The following is a 16,113-nucleotide window of genomic DNA, read 5'->3' as shown; positions in this document are numbered from 1 at the left end:
CGATCTTGCGCGGGCCCCGTGGGGACTTCGTATACTTCGTTATATATGAATGACTGAGTATCAGCGTGAGTAGAACTCGACGACCAACTGTTCGTCGCACACGACCGGGATCTCCGTACGCTCCGGCGCCCGCAGCAGGGTCGCCGTCAATCCACCGATGTCCACGGAGAGATACGGCGCCGTCCGCGCTCCGACATGCGCACCGGCGGCCGCGATCTGGAACGGCGGCTTGGCGCGGCTGGCGTCGCGTACGCCGATGCGCTGATAGGGCTGCACGCGATAGCTCGGGATGTCGACCTTCCGCCCGTCGACGGTGATGTGCCCGTGGCTGACCGCCTGGCGGGCCTGGTAGATCGTGCGGGCGAGGCCGGCCCGCAGCACGAGCGCGTCCAGTCTCGTCTCCAGCAGGGCGACCAGCACGTCACCGGTCTTGCCGGCCGACCGGTGCGCGGCGTCGAAGGCCCGCCGCAGCTGGGTCTCGCTGACGTTGTACTGGGCCTTGAGGCGCTGCTTCTCCAGCAGGCGTACCTGGTAGTCGCTGGGCTTGCGGCGGGCCCGGCCGTGTACGCCCGGCGGGAAGGGTCGGCGCTCGAAGTACTTCACGCACTTGGGGGTCAGCGGTATGCCGAGCGCGCGGGAACGCTTCGCCTTCGGCCGCGATTGATTCACTGGTTCCTCCTGCTCATGGGGTCTGTTCATGGGTCTGTTCATGGGGTCTGCTCATGGGGCGCCGTCGGAGCACTCCTGGGGTGCCGGCCGAGATCGGGGCTGGCTTCCCGCCGCCTGTTCGGGTTAGGCTGACCTTAGCAAGGGTAGCCTAACTTAAGTAGTCGCAGGATTTCTGGAGGTATGCGATGCGGGACTCCGCGATGGAGGGCTCTGCCATGGGGGAATCTGCGATGGGGGACTCCGTGATGGGGGGCTCTGCGATGCCGGACGGAACCTCAGCCCGCCTCACTCCCGCCGGCTTGCGCCCGGCCCCGATCGCGCCCGCGGTCCTCGCGCGTACGCTCGCGCAGGGGCGGCTGCTCGGGGTGGCCCAGATCGCGTGGGCGACGGGCCCGTTCCGCGTACGCCACGCCACCGACGCGAACGGCAACCCGATGCTGTTGTGCCGCACGGGTTCCGGCCTGGCCCAGGCGCTCATGCCGCGTACCGGCGCAACCGGGACGGGGGCCGCTGCCGTGGACGATGTCGCCGTGGTGGTGTGCGTGGAAGCGGTCGACGAGCGGGTCCGAGTGTGGATCTCCGGCTGGGCGCATCCCATTCACGGGATCGCGCTCAAGCAGGCGGCCATCGAGTTCGCCGAGGTCAACCCGCTCGGCGATCTGCTCGACGTCGGCGGCGCCTTCGAACTGCACCACCTCGACGTGGCGGAGGTCCGGCTGGAACGGGACGGCGAACTGATCGACGTTGACGTCGACGCGTACGCGGCCGCGGTACCGCTCTGAAGGCTGCCGGTTCTGAGGGCTGCCGGTTCTGAGAGCTGCCGGTTCTGAGAGCTGCCGGTTCTGAGAGCTGCCGGTTCTGAAAGCTGCCGTTCTGAGAAGCGGTCGCAGGGTGCCGAAGCTTGTTCAGGCTGTTTCAGGGCTGGTGAAATTCAGGGTGCCGGTGAAATTCGAGGTGCTGGTGAATTCAGGGTGCCGGCGAAATTCAGGGTGCCGGTGAATTCATGGGGCCGGTGAAATAGCGCTGGATCGTCGGGCCCATCGCGGCGATGAGCAACTCCGGTGCGGCACTCGCTATGGGCTCCAGCTTGATGATGTAGCGGGTCATCGCCAACCCGGCGATCTGCGAGGCCACCAAAGCGCCCCGCAGCGGTGCCTCGGCAGGGTCGACGCCCAGCTCCCGCGTGATGCGCCGGAGCAGCTGGGTGACGAGGAACTCCCGCAGCAGCCGTGCTGTCCACTCGCTACTGACGGCCGATCGGACCAGCGCCGTGCCCGCCGATCCGAAAGGCGAGTCCCACATCTTCAGGAACATGCGGATCAGGTTCTCGCCGGCGTTGTCGGGGCCGCCGCCGACGACCACGGGAATGATTTCGGCGGGATCCACGGGAATCCGCATCGCCGCGAGGAACAACTGTTCCTTGGTGCCGAAATAGTGGTGGACGAGGGCCGGGTCGACGGCCGCGGCCGTGGCGATCGCGCGTACGGTCGCGCCGTCGAAACCCTTCTCCGCGAACGCGTCGCGGGCGGCGGACAGGATCGTCTCCCGGGTGTCCGGTGTGCCCGGTCGCCGTCCCGTCCGGCCGTTCTTCCGCATGGACATAGTCTTTCAGAAGCGCCTTCCGTGCCTGCGGACGCTGTGCTTGCCGAGATTGAGCCCGCCGACGCTGTGCTTGCCGACAGCGTGCCTGCCGACGCTGTGCCCGCTGCTAGCCGGGGCTGTGCCCGCTCATGCCGTCCGGCGGCGGAGGGTCAGGGACGCCGCGACCAGGGCCAGGACCACCGCTCCCGCGACGATGCCCAGGTCGCGCCACATCGTGGCGGTCGCGTCGGTGTACTTGCCGACCTCCTGAAGCGCCTCGACGGCGTACGTGAGGGGCAGAACGTCGCTGATCGCCTGCAGCCAGCCCGCCATCTGGTCCCGCGCGACGAACAGCCCGCACAGGAGGATCTGCGGGATCGCGATCACCGGCATGAACTGCACCGCCTGGAATTCCGTACGCGCGAACGCGCTCGCCAGCAGCCCCAGGGCGACCCCGAGGACGGCGTTCGTGACGGCGATCAGCACGACCAGCGCCGGATTGCCCTGTGTGGACAGTCCCAGCAGCCAGTACGCGACTCCGCTGGCGATCGACGCCTGGATCGCGGCGGCGACCCCGAACGCGATGCCGTACCCGAACAGCAGGTCCGTACGCTTCAACGGCGTCGTGAGCAGGCGTTCGAGCGTACCGGTGGTGCGTTCGCGGAGCATGGCGATGCTGGTCACGAGGAACATGATGATGAAGGGGAAGATCCCCAGCATGATCAGTGCGATGTGGTCGAACAGCTGCTCCTGGCCGTCGTACATGAAGTAGAGCAGCGTCAGCAGCAGGACCGGGACCACCACGAGGAGCCCGACCGTACGCCGGTCGTGGCGCAGCTGGCCGAGGATGCGCCGGGTGGTGTGCGCGAGGATCATTCCCCCGCCTCCTTCGTGGCCAGGGCGGCGTCGTCCTCACCGCGGTCGCGGATGAGCCGCAGGAAGGCCGCGTCGAGGTCGTCGGTGCCGGCGGCCGCCTTCACCGCGGCCGGGGTGTCGTCGGCGATGAGCGCGCCCTGCCTGATCAGCAGTAGCCGGTCGCACCGGTTGGCCTCGTCCATCACATGGCTGGACACGAGGACCGTCGTGCCGGCGGCGGCCGCCGCCCGGAACTGCCCCCAGAGCTCGTCGCGCAGCACGGGATCCTGGCCGACCGTCGGCTCGTCGAGGACGAGCACCTCCGGCTTGCCCACCAGCGCACAGGCCAGCGAGGCGCGGCTGCGCTGGCCGCCGGACAGGTCGGCGACCAGCTGCCGGGCCGCGTCACCGAGGCCGACGTCGCGCACGACCTGGTCGGCGTGCGCCGCCTCCAGTCCGTAGAGAGCGGCGAAGTAGCGGGCGTTCTCGCGTACGGTCAGATCCGCGTAGATGCTCGGGGCCTGCGTGAGGTAACCGATCTTCTTGCGCAGCTCGGCGGAGCCGGCGGCGCTGCCCAGGACGGTGACCGTGCCGCCCTTGACCTTCTGTACGCCGACGACGGCGCGCATGAGCGTGGTCTTGCCGGAGCCGCTGGGGCCGAGCAGCCCGGTGACGCTGCCGGTCGGCACGGAGCAGGAGAACCCGTCGAGGACGGTACGCCTACCCCGCACGACCACGAGGTCTTTGACCTCGATCATCGTTCCTCCCAGATCGATGGGTGGGTGTAGCCAGTTCGGTGGGGGGTGAATTTCATTGCGTGTTGAATTCAACGCTAGATGAGTTCTTGGCGGCCGTCAACGGCGGGTCGGCGACAGGCCCGCTGGGCACGGATCAGACCGGAAGCAAACCGGGATTCAGGCGGGGATTCAGACTGGATTCAGGTCAGGACTCAGATCAAGAATCAGGTCAGCTGCCTAGGAAGCTTTACGGGGAGTGACAGGACGTACGTCCCAACTCCGGACCCCTTGCTTCGTGATCCGATCACCGGGCGGGGACAATCGACCGCATGACCCAGGAAGTCGTGCGTCAGGACGGTGCTCCGCAGGCCGGTCCTCCGCAGAGCAGCCCTCCGCAGAGCAGTGTCGCGCGGGGCAGTGCTCCGGGAGCCGGTGGTCGGGGGACCGGTGTGAGCTCGCTCGATCCCGCGATCGCCGCGCGGCTCAAGCGGGACGAACACGGGCTCGTGGCGGCCGTCGTTCAGCGGCACGGCACCGGCGAGGTGCTCATGCTCGCCTGGATGGACGACGAGGCCCTGGCGCGTACGCTGGCCACCGGCCGGGCCACCTACTGGTCCCGGAGCCGCGGCGAGTACTGGGTCAAAGGCGAGACGTCCGGTCACGCGCAGTACGTCCGCGGCGTGGCGATCGACTGCGACGGGGACGCCCTGCTGGTCAGCGTCGACCAGGTCGGCGCCGCCTGCCACACGGGCGAACCGACCTGCTTCTACACCGATCTGCCAGTAACAGATCTGCCAGTAACAGATCTGCCAGTAACCGACCTGCCAGTAACAGAACTGCCCGTGACTGAGCTGCCAGGGGCTGAGCTGCCCGCCACTGAGCCGTCCGCATGATCAATGGAGTTCGCATGATCAACGGGAGTGTCACCCCCGACCTCGACGGCTTCGTCGAGCGCGCCCGTGGCCGCAGGGTCGTGCCCGTCGCCCGGCGCCTGCTGGCCGACGGCGAGACCCCGGTCGGCGTCTACCAGAAGCTCGGCGGCGGCCCCGGCACGTTCCTGCTGGAGTCGGCCGAGCCGGCCGCCGGTGCGGCGTGGTCGCGGTACAGCTTCATCGGCGTACGCTCGCTCGCGACCTTGACCGAGCGTGACGGTCAGGCGGTCTGGCTGGGTACGCCGCCCGAGGACCTGCCGGCCGGCGGTGATCCGCTGACGGTGCTGCGCGAAACCCTGCGCCTGCTGTCCCACGCGGAGGACGCGGACGGCGGTGATCCCCTCCCGCCGTTGAGCGGTGGCCTCGTCGGCTATCTCGGCTACGATTTCGTACGCCGGCTCGAACGTCTTCCCGTGCTCGCGGAGGACGATCTCCGGCTGCCCGAGCTGGGCATGATGATCGCGACCGATCTGGTGGTGCTCGACCACTACGCGGGCGCGGCGATCCTGATCGCGAACGCCGTCCTGCCCTCGGATCCGTCCGAAGAGGACATCGCGGCCGGGTACCACCACGCGGTCGGCCGGCTGGACGCGATGACGAGCGCGCTGTCGCGGCCGACGCCGCCGCTGGTCTCGACGATCCAGAACCCGGGCCCGGTGATCCTCGCCAGCCGTACGCCCGAGGGCGGCTACCCGAAGGCGGTCGAGGCGGCCAAGGAGGCGATCCGGGCCGGCGAGTGCTTCCAGATCGTCGTGGCGCAGCGGTTCGAAGCCGAGTGCGAGGCGGACGCCCTGGACGTGTACCGCGTACTGCGGACGACGAATCCGAGCCCGTACATGTACCTGCTCCGGTACGACGGGTTCGACATCGTCGGCTCCAGCCCGGAGGCGCATCTCAAGGTGACCGCCGACCGCCAGGCGCTCCTGCACCCCATCGCCGGTACGCGTCCCCGCGGCCGCGACGGCGAGCACGACGCGCAGCTCGCGGCCGAGCTGATCGAGGACCCGAAGGAGCGCGCCGAGCACGTCATGCTGGTCGACCTCGGGCGTAACGACCTCGGCCGGGTCAGCCGCCCGGGCACGGTCGAAGTGCCGGAGTTCGCCGCGATCGAGCGCTACAGCCATGTCATGCACATCGTCTCCACCGTGGTCGCCGAGCTGCGCGACGAGCACACCGCCTTCGACGCCCTCTGCGCGACCTTCCCGGCCGGCACGCTCTCCGGCGCGCCCAAGGTCCGCGCGATGGAGATCATCGAGGAGCTCGAACCCACCCGCCGCGGCCTCTACGGCGGTACCGTCGGCTACCTCGGCTTCGCCGGGGATCTCGACATGGCCATCGCCATCAGGACCGCACTCATCCGCGGGCGGAAGGCGTACGTGCAGGCGGGCGCCGGGATCGTCGCCGACTCCGACCCGGCGGCCGAGGAACAAGAGACGAGGAACAAGGCGATGGCCGTGCTGTCCGCGATCGCCGCCGCCCAGACGCTGCGGGCGGCGCGATGAGAACCCGATCCCTGCTGTTCTGCCTGGTCGGCGCCGTGGCGGCCTGGCTGGTGGGCCAGCCGCTCGACACGTGGGTCCGGCCCGTCGCGCTGGTCGCCCTCGCCGGCACCGGCGCGCTCCTCGCCCTGCGCGGCCTGCGTTCCGCGGCCGCCGTCCTCGTCGTCCTCGCCGGTCTCACCCTGCTCGCCGGCGGTGTGACGGGATTCGGAACCTCCGCGTGGCGCGCCGTGATCGTGCTCGCCGGCGGCCTCGCGGTGGTCGTCGGCGGTTCGCTCGCGCTGGTCACGGGTCGTTCGTGGCCATCCATGAGTACGCGTTACGAGCGCACCGGTTCCGAGGACGACTCCGTTGCCGGTGCGCCCGCTTCCGGTGAGCCCGTTGGTGAGCCCATTGCCGGTGAGAACGGCAGAGACAGCGCCGCGGCCGGGGTGCGGTCCACGGCTCCGGCGCCGACCTCGAAGGACGTCTGGGACGCGCTGGACCGGGGCGAGGATCCGACCGCCCGCTGACCGGTCTGCTGCGGGCCACCCAGCAGCGCCTTACACAGCGGCGGTCCGCTCAGCCGCGGTCCGCTCGGCAGCGGGTCACCCAGCAGCCGGTTCGCTCAGCGGTGTGCGCGGAGGCGGGCGCGCAGGTCGGCGCGGGCCGCCGCGCGGTCACGGTCGGCGCACACGGCCGCCCAGGCGTTACCTTGCGCGGTGCTGCGGTTCTCCTCGGCGACGAGCGCACGCTCCAACCGGGAGAGGACCCGCGCGCCGAACATGATCAGTGCACGCGGAACGGCCGTGATGTCGCCGTCGAGCGCGGCCTGGTTTCCCGCGGGCGTTTCCGGGGAAGGGGATGCGCTGACGGAGACCGGACGTTCGGCGGTCGCGGTGGACATGACGGCCTCCTCTGGACTCGACCCATCATTCTGCTCGGCAGGTTCGAAGATCGCATGTCGCCAGGCCGACTTGTGCCCGCCGTCTCGTGCGTTCCCGATCACTGTGGGCTGGGCAACTGTGGGCTGGGCAACTGTGGCTGGGTAACTGCCATCGTTCCGGCTCCGCGTTTCCCGGCGGTGTCTACCCTTTTACGGAGACCGAAAACGTGCTGCGAAATCTGCTGCGAAGTCAGCCGCGTAATCAGCTGCGAAACCGGCCGCGCAACCGCCGTCGATGCCCCGAGGCGTCCGCGGTGGGGCATCGTGCCTGCGTAGGGGGCCCGGCATTATGCACCATTCCACTCGGTGGCGGGTCCCATACCCCGGAGGTTGGGTCCGAAATCTCTCCGCCTAGCATCCACCCATGGCACCTGGAGATGGGAAAACGCAGGTGACGGGGAGTGTTCTCGACGAGATCGTCGCCGGCGTGCGTGAGGACGTCGAGGCACGTCAGAACGCTGTTCCGCTGGAGGAGGTGCGCCGTCGCGCCGAAGCGGCCCCGCCGCCGCTGGACGCGTACGAGGCCCTGCGCCGGCCCGGCGTGGGCGTGATCGCGGAGGTCAAGCGGTCCTCGCCCTCGAAGGGTGCGCTCGCCGACATCCCCGATCCGGCCGAGCTCGCCGGCGAGTACGCGGCGGGTGGTGCGCGCTGCGTCAGCGTGCTCACCGAGGGCCGCTGGTTCGGCGGTTCGCTGGACGACCTGGCCGCCGTCCGCGCCAAGATCGAGATCCCGGTCCTGCGCAAGGACTTCATCGTGTCGGCGTACCAGGTGCACGAGGCGCGGGCGTACGGGGCCGATCTGGTCCTGCTGATCGTCGCCGCCCTCGACCAGAAGGTGCTCACCGGTCTGCTCGACCGCATCGAGTCGCTGGGCATGACCGCCCTCGTCGAGGTGCACACCGAGGAAGAGGCCGACCGCGCCCTCGAGGCCGGCGCCCGCGTCATCGGCGTCAACGCGCGCGATCTGCGTACCCTCGAAGTTGATCGGTCGGTGTTCGAGCGGATCGCGCCCGGCCTGCCCAACCAGGTCGTGAAGATCGCGGAGTCGGGCGTACGCGGGCCGCTGGATCTGATCCGGTACGCGAGTGCCGGCGCCGACGCCGTCCTCGTGGGGGAGGGTCTCGTGACCCAGAAGAGCCCGCGTGACGCGGTGGCGGAGCTGGTGAACGCGGGCAACCACCCGGCCACGCCGCGCCCCGCGCGGTAGTTCTGGTGATTCCCCCGGAACGGTGATTCTCCAGCACGGTGAATCCTCAGCACGGTGATTCTCCAGCACGGTGATTCTTCAAGACCCAGGGAGGCAGCCATGGAGGCGGACGCGAAGGGCCACTTCGGCGTCTTCGGCGGCCGGTACGTGCCGGAGGCGCTGATCGCCGCCCTGGACGAGCTGGACGCCCATTTCCGTAAGGCGATGGGGGACCCCGAGTTCACCGGCGAGTTCCAGCGCATGCTGCGCGACTACGCCGGGACGCCCTCGATGCTCTACGACGCCACGCGGCTGTCGGCCGAGGCGGGTGCGCGGATCCTGCTGAAGCGGGAAGACCTGAACCACACCGGCGCCCACAAGGTACGCAACGTGCTCGGCCAGGCGCTGCTGACGAAGCGTATGGGCAAGGGCCGGGTGATCGCCGAGACCGGTGCCGGCCAGCACGGCGTGGCGAGCGCGACGGCCGCGGCGTACCTCGACCTGGAATGCGTCGTCTACATGGGCGAGGTCGACACCGAACGGCAGGCGCTCAACGTCGCCCGCATGAAGATGCTGGGCGCGACCGTCATTCCCGTGAAGCACGGTTCCCGGACACTCAAGGACGCCATCAACGAGGCGCTGCGCGACTGGGTGACCAACGTCGACAACACGCACTACCTGCTCGGCACGGCCGCCGGACCGCACCCGTTCCCGACGATGGTCCGCGATTTCGTCAGCGGCATCGGCTTCGAGGCGCGCGAGCAGTGCCGGGAGAAGACCGGGGCGCTCCCGGACGCCGTGGCGGCCTGCATCGGCGGCGGGTCCAACGCGATCGGCCTGTTCCACGCGTTCGTCCCCGACGACTCGGTACGCATCTACGGCTTCGAGGCGGGCGGCGACGGCTTCGACACCGGCCGGCACGCGTCCAGCATCACGGCCGGCCAGACCGGTGTGTTGCACGGTGCGCGTACCTATCTGCTGCAGGACGAGGACGGCCAGACGATCGAATCGCACTCGATCTCCGCCGGCCTCGACTACCCGGCGGTCGGTCCGGAGCACGCGTACCTGAACGACATCGGGCGGGTCACCTACGAGCCGGTCACGGACGCCGAGGCGATGGACGCGTTCGCGCTGCTGTGCCGCACCGAGGGCATCATCCCGGCGATCGAGAGCGCGCACGCCCTGGCGGGTGCCCTGCGCATCGTCCCGGCGCTGCGGGCCGACCTCGTCCGGGAACCCACGATCATCGTCAACCTGTCCGGCCGCGGCGACAAGGACATGCACACCGCCGGCGCGTACTTCGGCCTGTTCGAGAAGGGCAGCACGGTATGAAGGGCAGCACGGTATGAGCTCGTCCGGCACGCTTTTTGACCGGGCGCTGGGGGAGGGACGGCCGGCGCTGGTCGGCTACCTGCCGGCCGGCTACCCGAACGTCGCGGGCGGCATCGACGCCATCAAGGTGATGATCGACGCCGGCGTCGACCTGGTCGAGGTCGGCCTGCCGTACTCCGACCCCGTGATGGACGGGCCGGTCATCCAGCGGGCCACGGAAACGGCGTTGGCGCAAGGCGTACGCACGAAGGACGTGCTGGCGACGGTCGAAGCCGTCGCGGGCCGCGTGCCGGTCGTGGTGATGACCTACTGGAATCCCGTGGACCGGTACGGCGTCGACGCCTTCGCGCGGGACCTCGCGGCAGCGGGTGGCGCGGGCCTGATCACGCCGGACCTGATCCCGGACGAGGCGGACGAGTGGCTCGCCGCGTCGGACGACCACAAACTGGACCGGATCTTCCTGGTGTCGCCGTCGTCGACCGACGAGCGCATCGCGATGACGGTGGCCCACTGTCGCGGATTCGTCTACGCGACCGCGGTGATGGGCGTGACCGGGGCACGCGACAACGTGTCCGACCTGGCACCGGCCCTGGTAGCCCGCGTGCAGGCGACCGGCTCCGCGGTCCCGGTCGGCGTCGGCCTCGGCGTACGCGACGGGCAGCAGGCCGCGACGGTCGGCGCGTACGCGGACGGCGTCATCGTCGGCAGCGCGCTCGTCCAAGCGGTCGGCGACGACCCGTCGCTGGCCACGCTGCGGAACCTCGTCACGGACCTGGCGGGCGGGGTCCGCCGGGCGTGCTGAGCGCATGGCGACCCGAGTCCCGGACGACCTCCACGACCGGTACGCGGCCTGGCGGTGGGAGAAAGTCTACGAGTGGATCCCCGGCCGGCCGACGTTCCGCCTGACGCCTCCTGATCCGTCCAGCGCGGACGGCCACCGGAGCGGTCGGCTCAGCGGCGGTCAGCTCAGCGGTAGTCAGCTCAGCGGTAGTCAGCAGGCCGGTAGCCAGCTCAGCGGTGGTCAGCAGGCCGGCGGTCGGCTCGGTGGTAGCCAGCTCGCGGACGGTGATCTCGGGGTTCGGTACCTCAAGGTGCAGCCGGTGGGGACGGGGCTGCCCGACGAGGCGACCCGGCTGCGATGGGCGGCCGACCGCGTACGCGCACCGCGTCTGATCGAATACGGCAGCGACGGCTTTCAGGACTGGCTGATGACCGCCGAGCTGTCGGGAGCCGGCGCGGCCGAGCATCCGCTGCGTACCAGCGACCCGGTACGCCTCGCGACAGTGTTCGCTCAAGGGCTGCGCGCGTTCCACGACGCGTTCGACGTGGACGATTGCCCGTTCGACTTCCGCCTTCCGACGGCGCTGCGAGCGGCTGGTGACCGGGTGGCGGCCGCTGAACGATTGTCTGCTGCCCGAGCGGCTGCTGCTGATCGGGCTGCGGCTGATCGGGTAGCTGCTGATCGGGTAGCTGCTGATCGGTTAGTAGCGAACGCGAACACCACCGATGCCGTCGCCGAGCGGGAAGCAACCGAGAGGGAAGCAGCCGAGCGAGAAGCCGCCGAGACAGAAGCCGCTGCGAAGGCCGGTGCGGATGAGCCGCGCGCGTTGCTGGAACGTGCGCGGGTCCTGGCCGAGGAGATCACGGGTCTGTCGGCGGACGCCTGGGACACGGGCGAGGACCTGGTGGTCTGCCACGGCGACTATTGCCTGCCCAACGCGTTCCTCGAAGACGGCTCGCCCGACGGCACGGCCGTCACGGGCTACATCGATCTGGGCGGGCTGGCCGTCGCCGACCGCTGGTACGACCTTGCCGTCGCGCTTCGCAGCCTCGAGCAGCCGTACAACCTTGGTCCCGGTTACGGAGCCGTGTTCCTCGACGCGTACGGCGCGAAAATGGACGAGCGGAAGAACGAGCTCTACCTGATCTTGTACGACCTCACGTTCTGACAGCGATCCCACGTTCCGACAGCGATCCCACGTTCTGAAGGCGATCCCACGTTCTGAAGGCGATGTCCTCGCTAAGGTCGGCATTGCGTGCGGAAATCGGCCGCCCGGAGGCCGGCATCGCCGACGGATCAGCGCGCATGCATCAGTCGAGAGTGAGGAGACGTCAGTGGGTAAGACCGTTTATTACACGGCCACCAGCGCCGACGGCTTCATCGCGGACGCCGGCAATTCGCTGGACTGGCTGTTTCCGGTGGAGCACACCGATCCCGACGGCTTCGCCACGTTCTTCGGCGCGGTCGGTGCGATGTGCATGGGCGCGACCACCTACGAATGGGTACTCGATCACGAGAACCTGCTGGCGGAGCCGGAGAAGTGGCGTGGGTACTACGGCGACACCCCGGCCTGGGTCTTCACTCATCGTGACCTCCCTGCGATCCCCGGGATGGACATCAGGTTCGTGTCGGGTGACGTCGTACCGGTTCACGCCGCGATGACCGAGGCCGCCGCGGGGAAGGACCTGTGGATCGTCGGCGGCGGGGAGCTGGTCGGCCGGTTCGCGGACGCGTACCTGCTCGACGAGATCATTCTTGGGGTGACACCGGTGTTCCTCGGCGGCGGCGCTCCGCTGTTGCCGCGACGGCTGCTGTCCGACCGCGTACGTCTCGTGGACGTGAAACCGGACGGGCAGATGGCCGTGCTGACCTACTCGGTGGCACGCGAGCACTGACCACCGCCCCGAGCCGCCTGCAGACGCCGGTAAGCGGACGCCGGTAAGCGGATGCCGGTAAGCGGGTGTCTGCAAGTGGATGTCTGTGCGCGCAGCCCTCATGTCCGCCGGTGGATGACGTTGCGGCGGGGCCGTTGCTGCGGATCCAGGTGCCGTGGCGGCACGAACTCCGGGTAGCCGTCGGGCGCCATGCGTACCTTCCAGGCGCCGTTCCTCCCGGCGGTACGGTGGATCTCGCGATGGTGGAAGCCGCACAGCAGCACGGAGTTGTCCAGAGCTGTCGGTCCGCCGTCCGCCCAGGCCACGATGTGGTGGCCGTCGCACCAGCGGGGTGGTCGATCACAGCCGGGGAAGGCGCAGCCGCCGTCGCGTACGCACAGCGCGCGGCGGAGCGGTCCGTCGATCAGGCGGCGGGCGCGGCCGACGTCGAGGACCTGGCCGGCGCCGCCGAGCACCATCGGGATGATCGTGGCATCGCAGGCCAGTCGCCGGACGGTCTCCGGGGTGAGCCGGTCGCCGGTGTCGAGGAGGCCGTGGCCGAGCTGGTCGCGGAGCTGCTGCCAGCTGAGCGTCACGGCGAGGTGCGGCCGCTCGCCGCCGGAAACGGGCAGCTCGCCGTCGTCGAGGGCACGCTTGCACAGGAAGGTCAGCGCGTCGGCGCGCCGAGCCGCCGCGGACCGCCGATCGCGCACGGCGTCGTCCACGGCCTCAGCACCACCCGCAAGCCCCGCGGCCTCGGCACTGCCGTTGGCAAGCCCTGAGCCCCCTGAGCCCCCTGAGCCCACAGCATCGCCACCCGCATGCCCCGCGCCCGAAGCTCCGCCAGCCGAAGACTCAGGAGAAAAAGGCCCCACAGACGAAGCCCGCGAGCCCGGCGCGCTGAGCGCGTCGATCGCCGCCCGGACGTACGCGGCGGAATCCGAGTCCAGCAGTCCGCGTACGCGGTAGCCGCCGAACTCGTCGGGCACCAGCGTGAACGCTCGGCGGGCGTACGCCGTCCGGTCGGCTCGTTCGAGGTCTTCGCGTTCCTTCTTCTCGGCCAGTTCCGGCGCGACCATTTCCAGCAGCGCCGCCCGGTGCCTGGCGAGCACTTCGGGGCGGGCCTTGTCCTCCTGGGCGATGCGGGTCAGCACCTCTTCCGCTCGGGCTTTGCCGGCCGGGCCGACGGCCGCGGGCAGCGCGGCGACCGTACGCGCGATCACCTGCGCCTGCTCGACGTTGACCGCTCCGGCTGCGAGGGCTTCGGCGAGGCGGGGCCGGGCCGGGAGCTCCGCCGCCAACCGGGTCAGACCGGTAGCCTCGCCGATCGACATGGCGAACCTGGTGGCCAGCCACATCCGCGTGCTCGCGGCGGCCTGGTCGGCCGGGATGCCGCGATGGTGCGCCTGCTGGATCTGCGCGAGGAACCGGGCGGACAGCCGCTGCACGCAGGCGAACACGTCGTCCATCTCCGCGAGCAGCGCACTGTCCGAAATGGACAGCAGCGGTGCGTCCAGCGCATCCGCCACCGCCGCCTTCAGTGCGCCACCCGTCCCCACGCGAGGAAGATAGCCCGCCCCACCGACAGAACTCAGACAAGACGCAGAGAACAAAACAGCAGGTCGTACGCATGTTACCGCCCGCTTTCATCTATACGCGTACGGCAACTCGGGCGCGGAGCGACCGTCAGTCCGAAGTGGATGATGCATCGACCGACATGCGTACGATGATCTTCTCGAGGGCGCTCACGAGATGCCGTCGCTCGTCGGCGCTGAGCGTCGCGGTCGCGTACGCCGCCAGTTCCGCGCGAGCCAGCTGGACCGGCTGCTCCGCGGCGACCCCCTTCGGCGTGAGGTGCAGCCGGACGAGACGCCGGTCCGCCGGGTCGCGGCGCCGTTCGAGCAGGCCGGCCGCTTCCATCCGGCCGGCCGTGTTGACCACGGTCGGTGTGCTGAAGCCGAGCCGCCCGGCCACTTCGCCGGGAGTGAGCCCGTCCTGCGCCCAGAGCGCTTCGAGGATCAGGTTCTGCCCGATGCGTACGCCATGGCGGCTCATCGCGTCGTCGGAGGCGGCGCGCAGCATCTTCTGCGCCCGGGTGATCAGCCGGAGAACGTCGGGTACGCCGTCGGTAGCCATGCGGGGTAGTCTACTCATTAGCACGCTAACGATCGAGTGAACCAACGGCATGAGTAGACCAACGGCACCGAACGAAAGGCACGACAGACATGATTCTCGTGACGGGCGGCCTCGGGTTCATCGGCTCCCACACAGGCCGAGCGCTCGTCGACCAAGGAGCCGCCCCGGTCCTCGTCGGCCGCGACCCCAGCCGAGCAGTGACGACCAGCCGAGCAGCGACCGGCCTCCAGACGATCGTGGAGGGCGCGGCGGTCGCGGCGATGGACTGCACCGATCCGGCCAGCGTCCGGGCGGTCGGCGAGCGGTACGAGATCACCGAGATCGTCCATCTCGCGAGCGCGCCGATGGGCTCCGGGAGCGCGTACGAGCAGGTGAAGGGGAGTCTCCTCGGGCTCATGACGATGATCGAGGCGGCTCGGCGCTGGGGTGTGCGGCGGATGGTCGTGGCCAGCACGATCGGCGTCTACGGCGGCGTCGAGGCCGGGGCGGCCGGCGTCCTCGGCGAGGACCTGCTGCTGCCACTGGCGAGCGGGCACGCCATCCCGGCCGCGAAGAAGGCCGCCGAGATCGTGTCCGGCGTCGTCGACGACGTCGAGATCGTCTGCGCGCGGATCGGCGCCGTCTGGGGCCCGCTCGGCCGCGAACGGTCACCCTTCTTCGCCGCGCCGCAACTCGTCCACGCCGCCGCCCGACAGGCAGCAGCCCCCCATGCTCCCACCACCATCCAGGCGTACGCGAACGACGGGCTCGACATGCTCTATGCACGCGACTGCGGCCGGGCGCTCGCCGGGCTCGTCCGCGCGGATCGGCTGCGCCACCGGGCGTACAACGTGGGAAGCGGCAGGAGCACGACGAACGGCGAGGTCGCGGCGCTGCTGGGGGTGACGCTGCCGGCCGGGGGCGCGGCCGCGGCGCCGCTGGACGTGACGCGGCTGCGCGCGGACACGGGGTTCGTGCCGGAGTGGAGCCTGGAGCGCGCGGTGACCGACTACCGCGACTGGCTGTCCGCCCACGAGCGCTGAGCTGCCGGCACCTGAAGGCTGAGCTGCCGGCAGCTGAAGAAAGGGCGCCTGAAGAAAGGCAGATCAGGGGGACCGCTGGGCCGCCGCGTAGGCGCAGAGGGCGCCGAGGTCCCAGCAGGCCTCGCGGTCCGCGGCCCCGGGGGCGCCGATGACGCTGACCGCCGGGCGGGCGGCGACCCACGACAGGCCGGCGGCGATGGACTCCACCGCGCGGACCGCGCCCGTCGTGTCGTTGTTGCCGTGGACGTAGACGCCGTACGCGAGGCCGGTCGTGTCGGTCAGGCACGGGTAGTAGACCGTGTCGAAGAAGTGCTTGAGCGCGCCGGACATGTAGCCGATGTTGGCCGGCGTGCCCAGCAGCACGGCGTCCGCGCCGAGAACGTCGACGGCGGTGGCGGTCAGCGCGGGGCGGGTGACGACCTCGACCCCGCCGGTCTCGGGGGCGCGCGCGCCGTCGAGCGCCGCCTCCAGCAACTCCTGCAACGCGGGGGACGTGGTGTGGTGGACGACCAGAAGCCGGGCCATGCGACAGAGGTTAGCGCTTGTCAAGATCATAGCTAGGTATTTCGTCGGGCGGCAGGTAG

The 16,113-nt window shown here is 70.0% G+C and carries 18 protein-coding genes; 10 read left to right on the top strand and 8 right to left on the bottom strand.

What is annotated here, in order from left to right; all coding sequences use genetic code 11:
* Positions 1-60: 60 nt before the first annotated feature.
* A complete protein-coding gene (gene rpsD / locus G401_RS0129590) occupies positions 61-669 on the bottom strand; it encodes a 30S ribosomal protein S4 (RefSeq protein WP_027345327.1) in 609 nt (202 codons plus the stop codon).
* A 260-nt stretch (positions 670-929) separates the two neighbouring features.
* On the opposite strand from rpsD, the gene G401_RS49325 reads away from it, so the two are divergent.
* The gene (locus G401_RS49325) at positions 930-1,451 is read left to right on the top strand and encodes a hypothetical protein (RefSeq protein WP_051367334.1); all 522 of its coding nucleotides are present in this window, start codon (positions 930-932) and stop codon (positions 1,449-1,451) included.
* A gap of 202 nt (positions 1,452-1,653) precedes the next feature.
* Here the strand turns inward: G401_RS49325 and G401_RS0129580 are convergent, their stop codons facing one another.
* The 3 genes from G401_RS0129580 to G401_RS0129570 all read right to left on the bottom strand — a co-directional run bounded on the left by G401_RS0129580 (position 1,654) and on the right by G401_RS0129570 (position 3,863).
* On the bottom strand, positions 1,654-2,265 hold the full coding sequence (locus tag G401_RS0129580) for a TetR/AcrR family transcriptional regulator (protein WP_407636956.1): 612 nt from the start codon (positions 2,263-2,265) through the stop codon (positions 1,654-1,656).
* Between the two features lie 132 nt (positions 2,266-2,397).
* Positions 2,398-3,126: an ABC transporter permease gene (locus G401_RS0129575; RefSeq protein ID WP_027345325.1), complete on the bottom strand. Its 729-nt coding sequence runs from the start codon at positions 3,124-3,126 to the stop codon at positions 2,398-2,400.
* A complete protein-coding gene (locus G401_RS0129570) occupies positions 3,123-3,863 on the bottom strand; it encodes an ABC transporter ATP-binding protein (RefSeq protein ID WP_027345324.1) in 741 nt (246 codons plus the stop codon). The genes G401_RS0129575 and G401_RS0129570 overlap by 4 nt, the downstream gene beginning before the upstream one ends.
* 308 nt (positions 3,864-4,171) lie before the next feature.
* Here G401_RS0129570 and hisI point away from each other — a divergent pair, with 308 nt between their 5' ends.
* From hisI to G401_RS53510, 3 genes are read left to right on the top strand one after another with little or no spacing between them, the layout of a single operon-like run.
* Positions 4,172-4,735 carry a phosphoribosyl-AMP cyclohydrolase gene (gene hisI / locus G401_RS49320; RefSeq protein WP_084557753.1) on the top strand — a complete coding sequence of 188 codons (564 nt, stop codon included), beginning with the start codon at positions 4,172-4,174 and terminating at the stop codon, positions 4,733-4,735.
* A gap of 14 nt (positions 4,736-4,749) precedes the next feature.
* Complete coding sequence (locus G401_RS0129560) at positions 4,750-6,276, top strand: anthranilate synthase component I (protein WP_027345323.1); 1,527 nt, start codon at positions 4,750-4,752, stop codon at positions 6,274-6,276.
* The gene (locus G401_RS53510; protein WP_051367333.1) at positions 6,273-6,785 is read left to right on the top strand and encodes a Trp biosynthesis-associated membrane protein; all 513 of its coding nucleotides are present in this window, start codon (positions 6,273-6,275) and stop codon (positions 6,783-6,785) included. The genes G401_RS0129560 and G401_RS53510 overlap by 4 nt, the downstream gene beginning before the upstream one ends.
* Before the next feature lie 95 nt (positions 6,786-6,880).
* On the opposite strand, the gene G401_RS0129550 is transcribed toward G401_RS53510, so the two are convergent.
* A complete protein-coding gene (locus G401_RS0129550; protein WP_051367332.1) occupies positions 6,881-7,159 on the bottom strand; it encodes a hypothetical protein in 279 nt (92 codons plus the stop codon).
* A 403-nt stretch (positions 7,160-7,562) separates the two neighbouring features.
* Here G401_RS0129550 and trpC point away from each other — a divergent pair, with 403 nt between their 5' ends.
* The 5 genes from trpC to G401_RS0129525 all read left to right on the top strand — a co-directional run bounded on the left by trpC (position 7,563) and on the right by G401_RS0129525 (position 12,392).
* Positions 7,563-8,405: an indole-3-glycerol phosphate synthase TrpC gene (gene trpC / locus G401_RS0129545; RefSeq protein ID WP_051367331.1), complete on the top strand. Its 843-nt coding sequence runs from the start codon at positions 7,563-7,565 to the stop codon at positions 8,403-8,405.
* A gap of 99 nt (positions 8,406-8,504) precedes the next feature.
* A complete protein-coding gene (trpB, locus tag G401_RS0129540; RefSeq protein ID WP_027345320.1) occupies positions 8,505-9,716 on the top strand; it encodes a tryptophan synthase subunit beta in 1,212 nt (403 codons plus the stop codon).
* Between the two features lie 13 nt (positions 9,717-9,729).
* Positions 9,730-10,518, top strand: coding sequence for a tryptophan synthase subunit alpha (gene trpA / locus G401_RS0129535; RefSeq protein ID WP_027345319.1), 789 nt, complete (start codon positions 9,730-9,732; stop codon positions 10,516-10,518).
* A 298-nt stretch (positions 10,519-10,816) separates the two neighbouring features.
* A complete protein-coding gene (locus G401_RS56245) occupies positions 10,817-11,665 on the top strand; it encodes a phosphotransferase (RefSeq protein ID WP_211240877.1) in 849 nt (282 codons plus the stop codon).
* A 166-nt stretch (positions 11,666-11,831) separates the two neighbouring features.
* Positions 11,832-12,392, top strand: coding sequence for a dihydrofolate reductase family protein (locus tag G401_RS0129525; protein WP_027345317.1), 561 nt, complete (start codon positions 11,832-11,834; stop codon positions 12,390-12,392).
* Between the two features lie 98 nt (positions 12,393-12,490).
* Here the strand turns inward: G401_RS0129525 and G401_RS0129520 are convergent, their stop codons facing one another.
* The gene (locus tag G401_RS0129520; protein WP_157546528.1) at positions 12,491-13,930 is read right to left on the bottom strand and encodes an HNH endonuclease signature motif containing protein; all 1,440 of its coding nucleotides are present in this window, start codon (positions 13,928-13,930) and stop codon (positions 12,491-12,493) included.
* Positions 13,931-14,057: 127 nt separating this feature from the next.
* Entirely contained in the window at positions 14,058-14,507 is a 450-nt protein-coding gene (locus G401_RS49300) for a MarR family winged helix-turn-helix transcriptional regulator (protein WP_034593533.1), read from the bottom strand.
* 89 nt (positions 14,508-14,596) lie between these two features.
* Between G401_RS49300 and G401_RS0129510 the strand changes: the two genes are divergently transcribed.
* The gene (locus G401_RS0129510) at positions 14,597-15,529 is read left to right on the top strand and encodes an NAD-dependent epimerase/dehydratase family protein (protein ID WP_027345315.1); all 933 of its coding nucleotides are present in this window, start codon (positions 14,597-14,599) and stop codon (positions 15,527-15,529) included.
* A gap of 63 nt (positions 15,530-15,592) precedes the next feature.
* On the opposite strand, the gene G401_RS0129505 is transcribed toward G401_RS0129510, so the two are convergent.
* Positions 15,593-16,054: a flavodoxin family protein gene (locus G401_RS0129505; protein WP_027345314.1), complete on the bottom strand. Its 462-nt coding sequence runs from the start codon at positions 16,052-16,054 to the stop codon at positions 15,593-15,595.
* Between the last annotated feature and the right edge of the window lie 59 nt (positions 16,055-16,113).

It is taken from the genome of Hamadaea tsunoensis DSM 44101 (assembly GCF_000428945.1).
Classification (GTDB): Bacteria; Actinomycetota; Actinomycetes; order Mycobacteriales; family Micromonosporaceae; genus Hamadaea; species Hamadaea tsunoensis.
The sequence above is the reverse complement of the archived record's forward strand: the minus strand, read 5'-3'. Positions and strand labels throughout refer to the sequence as shown.